Here is a 13585-nt window from a genome sequence, read left to right as displayed (position 1 = left end):
GATACAAGCCAGTTCAATTTGACTAACAGGTGACCTGTAGTCTCTTTGGACTGGCTTTTTATGTTCTTTGAAGAAAGGGGTGGGAATGTGTCTGGAGCTTTAGAGAATATTCGGGTTCTCGACTTATCGCGAGTGCTTGCGGGGCCATACTGCACGATGATTTTGGGTGATTTAGGTGCCGAAGTGATCAAAGTGGAAGGACCGGGGGGAAGCGATGATACGCGTAAATGGGGACCGCCTTTTAAAGATGGAGTCAGTGCTTATTATTTAAGTGCTAATCGTAACAAAAAGGCGATCACGGTCGATTTGAAATCGGCTGAAGGCGTTGACATCATTAAAAAACTTGTTAGCGAAAGTGATGTCATCATCCATAACTTTAAAACGGGGACGATGGAGCGGTTCGGCCTGGGTTATGCCTCGCTCGAAGCTATTAATCCTGGCATTGTGTACTGTTCGATTACGGGATTCGGGGAGACAGGTCCGGATCGGCATGTGCCCGGCTATGATTTTATTATCCAGGCGATGAGCGGGTTGATGAGTATTACGGGGACGGATCAATCGGGACCGCAGAAATCAGGTGTCGCCATTACGGATGTATTGACTGGTTTATACGCTTGTATCGGGATCCAAGCGGCGTTAGTGGAACGGGCTCAGTCTGGAAAGGGGCAAAAAATCGATATTTCGCTGTATGACTCTGCAGTGAGTGCGCTTGTGAATATCGGCAGCAATTATTTAATGGAAGGCAAGATCCCGAAGGCGCTTGGCAATGAGCATGCCAACATCGTACCGTATCAGACATTCCGGACGGCGGACGGCGAGATGGTCATTGCGGTCGGGAATGACCACCAGTTCAGAGCGTTATGTACGGTGTTGACCGTACCGCAGTATGCGGATGACAAGCGCTTTCTCACGAATCCGGATCGCGTATTGCATCGGGAGGAATTGGTTCCTTTATTGCAAAAGGAGTTTTTGAGCGAATCAACTGCCTATTGGTACGAAAAATGCCGAGAGCAAAATATTCCAGCAGGACCGATTCAGAACTTGGAAGCAGTCGTAAACGATGCACAGCTTCAAGCGCGCAATATGTTCATTGAACACGAACATCCGACGGCGGGGACAATCAAAATGATCGGCAGTCCATTAAAGCTATCAAGGACACCGGTTGCCGTAAAACATCACCCGCCAAGTCCCGGAGAACATAACGACGAAATCATCGGAAACTTATTCGAAAAAAACAAATAATAGGAGTGGTTGATATGAACTTTGAATTTACAGAGGAACAACAATTATTAAGAAAAACGGCGCGTCAATTTGTGGATGAGGAAATCATGCCGCATATTCAGAAATGGGATTCGGAAGGCGGGTTTGATCCAGCGATTTGGAAGAAGCTTGCGGATCTCGGGTTTATGGGCGTTTGTGTGCCTGAACAATATGGCGGCAGTGGGATGGATTATAATTCACTAGCGATTCTATGTGAAGAATTGGAACGCGGGGATACAGCATTCCGGACGGCGGTATCCGTCCATATTGGGTTGAACTCGATGACGCTCATGCAATGGGGGACGGAAGAGCAGAAACAGAAATATCTTGTGCCGCAGGCGAAGGGCGAGAAAATTGGCGCTTTCGGCTTGACGGAACCGGGTGCTGGATCGGATGTTGCTGGGATGGCGACAACGGCGGTGCGCGACGGGGATCATTATGTATTGAATGGGCAGAAAACATGGATTTCACTTTGCGATGTCGCGGACCATTTCCTCGTTTTTGCCTATACGGATAAATCGAAAAAACACTCTGGCATCAGTGCGTTCATCGTTGAACGGACGACACCGGGCTTCTCTTCTAAAGCGATTAAAGGGAAATATGGTATTCGCGCTGGTAATACCGGGGAATTATTCTTCGAAGATATGCGGATTCCGGCGGAGAATCTGCTTGGAAAAGAAGGGGAAGGATTCAAAATTGCGATGTCTGCACTCGATAGCGGACGCTTTACAGTAGCAGCGGGGGCTGTCGGATTGATCATGGGCTGTCTGGAAGAAAGCGTGAAATATTGCCATCAGCGTGAAACATTCGGCAAAGCGATTGGCAAACACCAACTTGTTCAGCAAATGATCGCTAATATGGAAGCGGGTTATCAGATGAGCCGCCTTCTCGTTTACCGTGCAGGTGAAATGAAAAATAAAGGCTTACGAAACACACGTGAGACCTCACTTGCGAAATGGCAGGCATGTGATTTTGCCAACAAAGCAGCGGATGACGCCTTTCAAATCCACGGTGCATATGGTTATTCGGATGAATACCCAGTTGCTCGTTTCTTACGCAACTCGAAAGCGCCCGTCATTTACGAAGGGACGCGTGAAATTCATACGATTATGCAGGCAGAATATGTCCTTGGCTACCGTGAAGATAAGCAATTAAGTAAAATGCTTCCTGCTTGGGAAGAAGAACTGCAATATAATTGAAATATGGAAATAAAACCTTGATGGGAAGTCTTTCATCAAGGTTTTATTTTTGGGGAGTGCTAGGTTGAAGGTCATGTTTCGCTGATAATTGACGGATAAGCGCCGATAAATCGGCTGTAACCGCTGATAAATGAGGGGCGACCGCCGATAACTGTGAACTGGGCGCCGATATTTCTGCGACTTCACAAAAAAATGGTGTGGAAAACTAATCGTTTGAATCTTTTATTGGATTCCAACGTATGTATAGGCAGTTAGAGTGTGCGAAAGGGGAGTTATGAATGGGGAAATATACGATTAACGAGTTCATTAAACAGACGAAGCAGGATGAGCGGGAGAGCGAGTATTTTGAGTTGGAAACACCGCGTATTTTAGAAGTGAATTTAACAGACCTTGTGTGGGCGAAGACCGGTTCGATGGTTTCCTATACAGGAAATATTAAATTCGAGCGGGAGCGAATGCTTGAGCATGGGGTGGGGATGATGTTCAAAAAAGCATTCACAGGTGAAGGTACTTCATTAATGAAAGCGACAGGCAATGGCCGTTTGTATTTGGCGGATCAAGGAAAAAAGATTACCATTTTCGATTTGGACAATGAGTCAATCACGGTGAATGGCAATGACTTGCTGGCATTTGAACCAAGTATTGAATGGGATATAAAATTGATGCGGAAAGTGGCAGGCATGATGTCTGGCGGACTGTTCAATGTGAAGTTACGGGGCAAGGGCAAAGTAGCGATCACCACACATTTCGAACCATTGACGCTACTCGTCCGGCCAGGGGCACCTGTCATCACGGACCCGAATGCAACCGTCGCCTGGTCCGGCCACTTAGAACCGGAATTCCGAACAGATATCAGTTTCAGAACATTCCTTGGCCGTGGTAGTGGAGAATCAATTCAGATGGAGTTTTCAGGTGAGGGGTTTGTCATCATTCAGCCATTTGAAGAGGTGTATATGACAGGGAATGGTTCTTCGTCTTGATAGAAGGTGAAGATGGAAAAACCTTGATGAGAGTCGGCTCCCATCAAGGTTTTTTCTTGGGGATGAGATAGGCCAAAGGTCATGTTTTGCTGATAAGTGACCGTTAAGCGCCGATAAACGAGTGGCAAGCGCTGATAAATGACCGTTGAACGCTGATAACTGTGCTTCGAACGCTGATATTTCTTCAATAAGCGATCAAGCGCTCATTCCTGAAACTGTTTTTGAATAAATTCCACCAATTTTCTCGTACTTGGCGAAATATGTGTAAACGAAGTCGCTCCTATTCCTATGGAGCGATAGACATTGCTTTCCAATGGGATGGCACGGACATTTACAGGAAGGCGATATAAAATCATCGATGGCAGAATGCTGATACCGAGTCCATTTTGTACCATAGAAATGATTGCCTGATCTTCTGCGATTTCGTATTGTACATGAGGGTTTATGTTGTGTTTTTTTAAGATCCTCCTCACATCATTATCGATCGTTGACTTCGGCATGATAAATGGTTCTTTATCCAGGCTTTTGAACTGGATTTTATCGTGATGAAAGAGCGGATGTGAATCTGGCACGATGCAATGCAAGGGATCATTTTTGATAGGAATCGTCTCAAATGATTTGGAAGCAGGTAGTGAAAGAAAGCCGAAATCAATTTTACCGTCCATAATCCATTGGGTGATTTCATCATAGTTTCCTTCATAGAGCTTCAAGTCGATGAGTGGAAACGCTTCTCGGAATTGTTTAATAATCGACGGAATCCATTGGATGGATACGCTTGGAATCGTTCCGATTCGGACAACGCCTGTTTCAATTCCGTTGATCTTGGCAGCTTCTTGCATCATTTGTTCATTAAGCTTCAACATTTCTTCCATATAAGCCAGCATGTTTGAACCGTTTTCCGTCAAAATGACGCCTGAACGATTTCGGATTAATAATGTAAAGCCGAATTCATTTTCAAGGCTTGCGATGGCATGGCTCACTGCAGATTGCGTAAGTTTCAGCGTTTCTGCGGCTTTTGAAAGAGTCCCCGATTCTATAACGGTTCTAAAAATCTCAAATTTGATTAGTGACATTTAACTCACCTTTAACTATTAATTTTATTCATACTTCTTATTATAACTATTCATTTGATTTATGTAAAAGAGAGATTTTATAATAGAGATAAGAATAATTAGTGAATTAAGAACCATAGGAGGTTGGAAGATGATGAGAAGGTGGGGGATGAGCACGACGCTTATCCATGATCAACATGCTTCGGAGAGGAAGACAGGTGCTGTCGCTCAGCCGATTGTACCGGCAGTTGCCTATTCGTTTGGAAATCTTGAGGCTGCTGCCGATACAGTAGCCGGGAAAAGGGACGGCATTTATTACGGGCGGTATGGGAATTCGACGCTGCGCGCGTTGGAAGAGAAAATGGCGGTACTTGAGCATGGTGAAGCAGCTCTCTGCGTAGGATCGGGAATGGCAGCCATCTCTACTGCGCTGTTTAGCGTATTACAAAATGGTGATCATCTCATTGTTACAAAAGATGTATATGGCGGAACGTACCACTTTTTAACGACATTGGCAGCGCGCTGTGGAATTACGTACAGTTTAGTCGATTGTACAAATGTAGAAAACATTGTTGAAGCGATGCAGCCAAATACAAAAGCGGTCTATATTGAAACGCCATCCAACCCGATGCTAACCATTTTGGATATTGAAGCAATTGCGCAAGTGACGAAGCACTATCAAATTCCGCTCATTGCGGACAATACGTTTATGTCACCTTACTTGCAAAAGCCGCTCGATTTAGGGGTGGATATCGTCATTCATAGTGCGACCAAATATTTGAACGGGCACGGGGATGTCGTAGCCGGCGCAATTGTGGCGAATGCAGAACGCATCCAGTTCATGCGCCAACAAATTATGGGTGATTTAGGACAAGTATTGAGCGCTTGGGATGCATTTTTAATCTTACGGGGGATGAAAACACTCAGTGTAAGAATGGAACGGCATTGCAGCAATGCTGAACAGATTGCAGCCTTTCTTGAGGCGCATCCGATGGTAGACAAAGTCTATTATCCAGGTCTCCAATCACATCCACAGTATGAGATTGCGCAAAAGCACATGAACGGCATGGGCGGGATCGTATCCTTTGAAGTGAAAGGGGGAGGCGAGGCGGCAAAATCTTTCTTGGATGCTTTGCAATTAGCGATGATCTCTTTCAGCTTGGGTGATCCGGAAACGCTCGTTCAGCATCCGGCAACAATGACGCATTCGTCGATACCTGAAGCGGAAAGGGAAGCGGCAGGCATTACAGATGGCTTGATCCGTCTTTCTGCGGGGCTTGAGGACATAGAGGATATCCTTGAAGATTTAACACAAGCATTCGAGCAAGTAAACCATACAGAACGGAGTGCATACGCATGGGCGAAATAACAAACTTGACACCGGTAACGATGTATACCATTACGGCTAAACTGATGACGCATATCGTGGATATCGTCACAACTCGATTTGGAGAAGAAGGAAAGGCTAGAATACGGGCAGGGGTTCAACAGGTAGTCGATGAACAATCTGCTGAATTGAATGGACAGTTAACAGAAAACATGCTATTTTCGTTCGACAAACTGTTTGATGATGGTAAAATTGAGATAGCGTTTCTTGCATACAGTGAAGCGCAAAAGCAAGCAGGCAAAGAGCCATGGACGATGTTTGCGATTATGGCGAAGCTATTTGCCCAAATTGCAAAAGCTATCGTAGAGCGTTACGGCAAAGAAGAAGGGGAAAAAGCGATGATGGATAGTGTCGGTGCATTCGGCGAGGAACGTGGCCGGGACATCGCGCGCCGTGCCGCTGCCGTCGGGAAGCCGAATACGATGGATCATTACTTGTCCAATTATGATATGGGCCGCAGTGACCTGTTTGAATATGAAACGCTATTCCATCCGACTGAAATTGAACAAACGTTCACGAAATGTGCCTTTGCAGAACAGTGGAAAAAAGATGGGATGGAAGACTTCGGGATTTTGTACTGCCATATGATCGACCCATCGATCGCAAAAGGGTTCAACCCGAATTTTGAAGTGATCCATGATCAATACGTGTTAAAAGAAGGCGTCTGTCATTTCCGATTTCAAATGAAAGAGGAGGACCAAACGAAAGTGGAGGCGAGTCGATGATCAACCAAGAACGATTGTGGAACCGTTTAGTGGAACTAAGCGAGTTTGGAAAACAAGTGAGTGGCGGAATTACCCGCTTCTCTTTTACAGAAGAAGAGAGGGAAGCGAAAGCATTGGTTGCTTCCTACATGAAAGAGGCGGGGATGACGGTACGAGAAGATGCTGTCGGGAATCTGATTGGCCGAAAAGAAGGGCAGCGTAAGGATGCACCAGCTGTTCTGATCGGTTCGCATATCGATACGGTTCCAGATGGCGGGCGGTTTGACGGAGCACTTGGCGTCATCGCAGGCATCGAAGTTGTTCAAACCTTGCATGAGCAGCAAATCCAGCATGATCATCCAATCGAAGTGTATGCCTTTACGGATGAGGAAGGGAGCCGCTTCGGTTTCGGAATGATCGGTAGCCGTGGTCTTGCTGGCATATTAACGAACGAGGAGTTGCAACACCGCGATGCGAATGGCGTGTCGATTGCAGAAGCGATGAAAGAAGTCGGGCTCAATCCGGAGCAGTATAAGGATGCGGCAAAAGATCCATCTTCCGTTAAAGGGTATGTGGAGTTGCATATTGAACAGGGGCGGGTACTTGAACAGCGTGGTCTTGCAGTGGGTATCGTTTCAGGAATTGCTGGTCCCCTTTGGATGAAATGGACCATCGCCGGAGAAGCCGGTCATGCGGGTGCGACACCAATGGCGATCCGCAAAGATCCACTCATGGCAGCAGCGGAAATGATGCAGTTTATAGAAGCGGAAGCGAAAAAATATCCGAATGCCGTTGCGACGATCGGACAGATTTCCGTGAAACCGGGCGGGGTCAATGTCATTCCGGCTGAAGTGGCATTCACGCTCGATCTTCGCGATATCGATGAAAAAACCCGCGATCAGGTTGAAGCAAGCATAACAGCTCATGCGCTGGAAGTAAGCCGTAAACGGGCTGTCGAATTGAAGCTTGAAACCATGCAGCGGGTTGAACCGGTTCCTTGTTCTGAATCGATTCAAAACGTTATTCAAGCGGCATGTAACAAATTGGATGTTGAATCTTTCGTATTGCCGAGCGGTGCCGGACATGATGGCATGCAGTTCAAGGATTATTGCCCGATCGGGATGATTTTCATCCGTTCCAAAGACGGGATCAGTCACAATCCAGCTGAATGGAGTTCAATAGAGGACTGTGGAAAAGGTACAGAAATCTTATATGAAACAGTGTTAGCTCTTGCTAGTGAATAAACGAAAACAGAGTGCTAGATCCATTAGGATCTAGCACTCTGTTTGTAGTTATACTTAGGCACCCATGAAAGCTTTAATTGCATCAATCAAGCTGTAAAGACCAAGGCCTGTACAAATTAAGGCAACGATGCCGCCGAAGATGTTTGCTTTCAATGAGTTCGTATACTCACCGAGACGTTTTTTGTTATTCATAAAAATTAATAACAAGATCGCGATGACTGGCAATAAAATACCGTTCAAAGCTTGTGCGAAGAGTAGCACATCGAGTGGGTTGAATCCGAGACCGGACGAAACGATCCCGATGACCATAATCGTAATGAACACAGCTTTAAATCGCTTGTCCTTCATACCGTTTTCCCATTTCAAAACGCTGCCTACCGTAATCGCTGCTCCAAGTGGTGATGCGAGCGCAGAAGAGAACCCAGCCGCAAACAAGCCAAGACTCATGAACACCTTTGCCCAATCGCCTAATATTGGCTGAAGTTGAACGGACAAATCCGCTGCACTTGTTACTTCCATACCTTTGATCATTGCACCTGCAGTGATTAGGATCGCTGCTGTAATCAGACCGCCAATACTGATGGAGATGATTGTATCCCAGCGTGCTTCTTTTAGATCGGAAGGCTTACTCCAACGTTCTTGCACCATCGTGGAATGCATGAAGAAGTTGTAAGGAACAACCGTTGTTCCGATAAGCGCGATAACCATAATAATTGAACCGGAAGGCATAGATGGAATAAATGCCCCTTTGAATAGTTCACCTAGATCAGGTTTTGCGATGATCATTGTTGTAATGAATGTAAAACTCATAACGACGATAAGGGTAATCATAACGCGTTCGATCAATTTGTAACTACCGCTCAAACCAAGAAATAGAATGACAATCCCGATGATCGGACCAAGAATATTCGAAGGAACTCCCGTTAGCGTCGTAATCCCGAGAGAAGTACCGAGCAAGTCCCCAGCCATATAAGCTGCACAACCGACACTGATGGCAATCATGACGAGCCACATCGAACCGTATTTTAAGATCGGATTCGTGAATTGTTCCCGAACTGCATCACCGAGGCCTTTCCGAGTGATGATCCCTAGTCGCGCAGTCATTTCTTGCAAAACGATCGTTGCGATAATAGAGAAGAGAACTGCCCACAAAAGTGCAAATCCGAATGAAGCACCTGCACGTGTTGCGGTCGTGACCGTACCAGGTCCGATAAAGGATGCGGTAATGATCGCCCCTGGGCCTATTATTTTCAGTCTATCGGTGAAAGATTTTTTTTCTTTAGACATGTTTGCGTTTACATTTACATCTTCAATACGTGTCATTTCTTTTCCCCCTTTTCTCTCCACATTCTCTTTGCTGTCGTTTGTAAAATTCAGTCACCCTTGAGGGAAAGATACCTGTAACAAGCCTTGTTGTTACAGGTATAGTTCTCGGGCATTGGATTGTGGATGCTCATTTACTCCAAGTAATTATAAATGGTTTGCTTCGATACACTAAGCACCTTTGCGATTCGTTCAGTTGAACCTTGAATGAGGAAAGTTCCTTTTTCTTCTAAGTTTTGAACGAACCGGATTTTATCTTCTCTCGACATTTCCTGGAGTGAAACGCCTGTCTCGATAAGTGCCGTGTTGATTAAATGGTCGAAGACTTCTTCAATATTTTTTGCATATGATTCGTTTGAATGATGATCGGCATGATCGAAATCCGTCGTGGAGGAAAAATCTTTAATAATTTGATTGACCATTGAAAAGGCCGTGATATCAAAGTTAATCCCTAAAAAACCGATCACTTCTGCACGATCATTTCGGATGAAGGAAATGGATGTTTTAACTAGTTTGCCTTCCTTTGTCCGCGTTGTGTAGCCGAGTTTATCTTTTACTTGCTTGCCGTGTTGCCGCAATTCTTTTAAGATGACTTCAGTTGTCGGTGCCCCAAGTTCTCTGCCCGTCAAAGTCCCTTTTATATAGATGAGAGACGCTTGAACGTTTTGCAAATCATGCACGACGACTTCGCAGTTGCTGCCAAATGTTGCATAAATCATATCGGCAATCGGTTTATAGCGATCTAGGATTTTACGATTTTCATCATGTGTAGTTTCCAACGTTATCACCTATTTCTTTAAAAATCATTTGGAAGTTTACTTTAATTCTTCCTGTTATTGTAGGGGATAACGATAGTATCGGCAAACATTATTTTCATTCAGCTTTGTTAGCGATAACACCAGCAAGTGCATATAACACAACTGTTGAAACAAAGTGTGCTGAATTTTGGTTTGAATCCTGTTGAGGATAAACTTCAACGAAGTCCATACCGATAACACCTTGTTTACAAATTTCATGAACAAGTGTGAGCAATTCGTAAGAAGTCAATCCGTTTCCGTCAACGGGTCCACCTGGGTTAAATGCAAAATCGAGGACGTCACTGCAAATGCTCAAGTATACACAATCCACGTCTTTGCTTGCCATTGCATGCAATTCAACTGCTAGCTGTTTTAAATCCTTCGCGTTGCGGATATCGTTAACTGTGACTGTTACAGCGCCGGCTTCTTTAGCATTACGTCCAGCTTGTGGCTCGTTACGAGGTCCGTGAATGCCTGTATGAATGATGCTTTCATTTCTGACGCCTTCTTGCTCGTAAAGTCGAGCGAATGGACTGCAACGTGCATATTGGTCACCGTTATGGGATGGCAAGTTATCATAATGCGCATCGAGGTGAATGATCCCTACTTTTTTGCCTGACTCGGCAAGCGCTTTCACGATCGGGAAAGTTACCCCGTGATCTCCGCCCAATCCGATGAGGAATTTTCCGCTATCCCAAAGCTTACGAGTGAAATTTGTAATGCGTGTCATTGTTTCGTCGACATCGGCAGGTACAACATCGATGTCACCGATATCGCCCAATTTCACATGTTCAAATACATCAATATGGTCGAGTTCAGGTAAATAGCCGCTGTATCGTCCAGATGTGAGACGCATCACTTTCGGTCCGAGTTCACAGCCGGTATAGTCGCCCCATGTTACTGCACCTTCCCAAGGGATTCCGTAAACAACTGCATCGATACCTTCAAAAGATTGATCTTTAGAGATATTTTTTGCGCCGAGAAAGCAAGGAGTGTTTCCGTATAAAGTAGTAGTCATATATATTCAATCCCTTTCACAATTGTACTATAATTTTGTTAATCCATAATTGAATCGTACTCTCTTTTTTAAAAAAAGTCAAATTGATTTTTATGATTTTAAAAGTTGAATTGAGAGGGATGCTTTGGATTTAAGTCTTGTTGTTGCCTTGAATACCTTTTTAACGCTTGTTTTATCTATTGTTTGTAGGGTGGAGAGAAGTTTTAAAAAAATTAAAAGTTGCTTTTGGTCTTGAAAATTACTTTAATAATTTTAAAAGTATAGGATGATATACCTCGGTAATTTTCCTTATATGGAAAAATTATGACTAGGAGTTTGGGAGTAGGAAATAAATGGTGAATGCAATTATTTGAGACGCAATTGATCAATCGCGTCGTAGATTATGATAAAATTACTCTTAAAAATAATTTCTTAACCATTAAGGAGTGCTTATCAATGAAGTTTGAACCTTCGTTAAAAATGTCTATTTTTGAACCCGCTATTTTTGCAGACTTGAAAGCGGCAGCCGAAGCCAAAAAAGCGACGGGTGGAGAAACGGTTGACTTAAGTCTTGGAAGTCCCGATCTGCCGCCGGATGAAAAAGTGAGACGGGTATTAGCGGAACAAAGCGCTCAAGCAACTACATATGGCTACACTCTTGGCGGCACAAAACGGTTCCATGAAGCCGTCGCCAGTTACTATAAACGGCGTTCGGGTGTAACGCTAAATCCAGAAACGGAAATCATTCAAACGATGGGATCCCAAGAAGGTTTGGTCCATTTGCCACTCGCTTTTTGTAATGAAGGGGATATCGTTTTGACGACAAACCCCGCTTATGTAGCGTACGAAGCAGGCATAAAGCTAGCAGGGGCGGTTCCATACGAAATGCCGTTGCGAGCGGAAAATGGCTTTTTACCTGATCTGGATGCCATTCCAGAAGACGTTGCACAACAGGCGAAGATCCTTATTTTAAATTTGCCAGGGAATCCAGTTCCAGCCATACCGGACGCACAATTCTTTGACAAGGTTGTGGCTTTTGCAAGGAAGCATAATATTCTTGTCCTCCATGACGCAGCTTACTCGGAATATTACTTTGCAGGCGATTCTCCGATCAGTTTCTTGTCCACACCAGGGGCAATGGAAGTCGGAGTGGAAATCAATTCGTTATCCAAAAGCTTCAGTCTTGCGGGTGCCCGCATTGCGTATATTGTCGGCAATGCAGAGGTAATCCGTATTTTTAAAGAGTTGAAATCGAATTTGGATTTCGGGACATTTGGACCGATTCAAGAAGCGGCCGTAACAGCGCTTGATCATGCAGAAGAAATTACGGACCGTTTAAGGAGAGAATTTTCAGCGCGTCATCATGTATTGATGAATGGTTTGACCGAAATCGGCTGGTCGGCAGCACCTTCAAACGGAGGGATGTTTGTCTGGGCAAAATATCCATTTGACATGGATGATAAGGAATTTGTCTTTAAAGCAATCGAACATTGCGGCGTTGTCATGGTACCCGGAAGTATCTTTGGGACGGAAGGGAAAGGGTATGTTCGATTGGCGCTCATTCAAAGTGTGGAAGAATTGCAAAAAGCTGTTGAACAACTAAGCAAACTAGAAGTTTTTATGAAAGCTTAAATGAATGGTCTGTATAAGGTTAGGAAGGACATGCGTATAGATGTCCTTCCTAACTTTTTTGCGTGCAAAATGAAAGGGGGAGGAAGCAAAGGTTGAATGTGACTTTTAAAATGTTAATTATTTTTATGCCAGTAATTAAATATGTTGAAGTTAAAATTAATTTTATTGAAAATTAATCTTGATTTTATTGATTCTTTGCTATACGATGAATACAAATGGGAGGAGGGAACTACACTTCATCATGACCTATCCAGTTATTAGTCATTGTCCTGTCTGTAGTGAAACATTAAAAATCACGAGACTTCATTGCTCACATTGTCATACAACTATTGAAAATGAATTTGAATTATCTAAATTGGCATCTCTATCGAGTGATCAACTTCGTTTTGTTGAAGTATTTCTAGCGTGCAGGGGGAATATTAAAGAAGTTGAAAAGGAGCTTGGGATTTCTTATCCGACGGTTCGAGGCAAGTTAAATGACGTGGTCAGCTCCCTTGGATACGAGACAAAGAAGAAAAGTGAAGTAGACGAGAAAAAGGTCGTTGCGATGTTAGAAAGTGGAGAAATAACGCCGGAAGAAGCAATTAGGCTCTTAAAAGATGAATAGGAGGGAAAGCTATGAATGCTGAAATCGAAAAGGTGTTAACGATGGTGCAGGAAGGGAAAGTTGATGCGGAGAAGGCATCTGAACTCATCCAAGTGTTAAATGAACGGGAAGTTGGCAGCACCCCTGTATCAAAATCACCTGCCTATGCAGACAAAATGCTGAAAGTCCGTGTTGTATCAGCGGAAAATGACAACATTTCAGTCAATGTGCCCATTAAACTTGTTAAAGTTGTCTTGTTGGCAGGACATAATATCGCTGCTAGCATTCCACAATCGGAAAAGTACGTGAAGGAAATCGATATTGGCTTACTTGTAGAAGCGATTGAGAATGAATTAGATGGTCAAATTGTTGATGTGAAATCTGCAAATGGCGATACGATTTCCGTGACGATTGAATAAGGTGG

The 13585-nt window shown here is 44.1% G+C and carries 13 protein-coding genes; 9 read left to right on the top strand and 4 right to left on the bottom strand.

Annotation, left to right across the window (positions count from 1 at the left end):
- Positions 1-87 precede the first annotated feature (87 nt).
- From ACFPRA_RS10505 to ACFPRA_RS10495, 3 genes are all read left to right on the top strand, one after another.
- Positions 88-1242 carry a CaiB/BaiF CoA transferase family protein gene (locus ACFPRA_RS10505; RefSeq protein ID WP_381433805.1) on the top strand — a complete coding sequence of 385 codons (1155 nt, stop codon included), beginning with the start codon at positions 88-90 and terminating at the stop codon, positions 1240-1242.
- Positions 1243-1256: 14 nt separating this feature from the next.
- Positions 1257-2459: an acyl-CoA dehydrogenase family protein gene (locus ACFPRA_RS10500; RefSeq protein ID WP_239389870.1), complete on the top strand. Its 1203-nt coding sequence runs from the start codon at positions 1257-1259 to the stop codon at positions 2457-2459.
- Between the two features lie 278 nt (positions 2460-2737).
- Positions 2738-3439 carry an AIM24 family protein gene (locus ACFPRA_RS10495; RefSeq protein WP_381433801.1) on the top strand — a complete coding sequence of 234 codons (702 nt, stop codon included), beginning with the start codon at positions 2738-2740 and terminating at the stop codon, positions 3437-3439.
- Between the two features lie 203 nt (positions 3440-3642).
- On the opposite strand, the gene ACFPRA_RS10490 is transcribed toward ACFPRA_RS10495, so the two are convergent.
- Positions 3643-4512 carry a LysR family transcriptional regulator gene (locus tag ACFPRA_RS10490; RefSeq protein ID WP_381433798.1) on the bottom strand — a complete coding sequence of 290 codons (870 nt, stop codon included), beginning with the start codon at positions 4510-4512 and terminating at the stop codon, positions 3643-3645.
- A 130-nt stretch (positions 4513-4642) separates the two neighbouring features.
- On the opposite strand from ACFPRA_RS10490, the gene ACFPRA_RS10485 reads away from it, so the two are divergent.
- From ACFPRA_RS10485 to ACFPRA_RS10475, 3 genes are read left to right on the top strand one after another with little or no spacing between them, the layout of a single operon-like run.
- Positions 4643-5860: a trans-sulfuration enzyme family protein gene (locus ACFPRA_RS10485; protein WP_381433796.1), complete on the top strand. Its 1218-nt coding sequence runs from the start codon at positions 4643-4645 to the stop codon at positions 5858-5860.
- Positions 5848-6603, top strand: coding sequence for an L-2-amino-thiazoline-4-carboxylic acid hydrolase (locus ACFPRA_RS10480; protein ID WP_381433794.1), 756 nt, complete (start codon positions 5848-5850; stop codon positions 6601-6603). The genes ACFPRA_RS10485 and ACFPRA_RS10480 overlap by 13 nt, the downstream gene beginning before the upstream one ends.
- A complete protein-coding gene (locus tag ACFPRA_RS10475; protein ID WP_381433791.1) occupies positions 6600-7826 on the top strand; it encodes a Zn-dependent hydrolase in 1227 nt (408 codons plus the stop codon). Before ACFPRA_RS10480 ends, ACFPRA_RS10475 begins: the two co-directional genes overlap by 4 nt.
- Positions 7827-7880: 54 nt before the next feature.
- On the opposite strand, the gene ACFPRA_RS10470 is transcribed toward ACFPRA_RS10475, so the two are convergent.
- From ACFPRA_RS10470 to ACFPRA_RS10460, 3 genes are all read right to left on the bottom strand, one after another.
- Complete coding sequence (locus ACFPRA_RS10470; protein WP_381433788.1) at positions 7881-9149, bottom strand: Nramp family divalent metal transporter; 1269 nt, start codon at positions 9147-9149, stop codon at positions 7881-7883.
- 134 nt (positions 9150-9283) lie between these two features.
- Positions 9284-9928 carry a helix-turn-helix transcriptional regulator gene (locus tag ACFPRA_RS10465; RefSeq protein WP_381433785.1) on the bottom strand — a complete coding sequence of 215 codons (645 nt, stop codon included), beginning with the start codon at positions 9926-9928 and terminating at the stop codon, positions 9284-9286.
- Between the two features lie 94 nt (positions 9929-10022).
- On the bottom strand, positions 10023-10964 hold the full coding sequence (locus ACFPRA_RS10460) for an agmatinase family protein (RefSeq protein ID WP_381433782.1): 942 nt from the start codon (positions 10962-10964) through the stop codon (positions 10023-10025).
- Between the two features lie 435 nt (positions 10965-11399).
- On the opposite strand from ACFPRA_RS10460, the gene ACFPRA_RS10455 reads away from it, so the two are divergent.
- From ACFPRA_RS10455 to ACFPRA_RS10445, 3 genes are all read left to right on the top strand, one after another.
- The gene (locus tag ACFPRA_RS10455) at positions 11400-12575 is read left to right on the top strand and encodes an aminotransferase class I/II-fold pyridoxal phosphate-dependent enzyme (protein WP_381433779.1); all 1176 of its coding nucleotides are present in this window, start codon (positions 11400-11402) and stop codon (positions 12573-12575) included.
- Positions 12576-12816: 241 nt separating this feature from the next.
- Positions 12817-13182, top strand: coding sequence for a DUF2089 domain-containing protein (locus ACFPRA_RS10450; protein WP_381433775.1), 366 nt, complete (start codon positions 12817-12819; stop codon positions 13180-13182).
- A gap of 11 nt (positions 13183-13193) precedes the next feature.
- Positions 13194-13580, top strand: coding sequence for an SHOCT-like domain-containing protein (locus tag ACFPRA_RS10445; RefSeq protein WP_381433771.1), 387 nt, complete (start codon positions 13194-13196; stop codon positions 13578-13580).
- The last annotated feature ends 5 nt before the right edge of the window (positions 13581-13585 follow it).

The organism is Sporosarcina soli, assembly GCF_042655805.1.
GTDB classification, from domain to species: Bacteria; Bacillota; Bacilli; order Bacillales_A; family Planococcaceae; genus Sporosarcina; species Sporosarcina soli.
The sequence above is the reverse complement of the archived record's forward strand: the minus strand, read 5'-3'. Positions and strand labels throughout refer to the sequence as shown.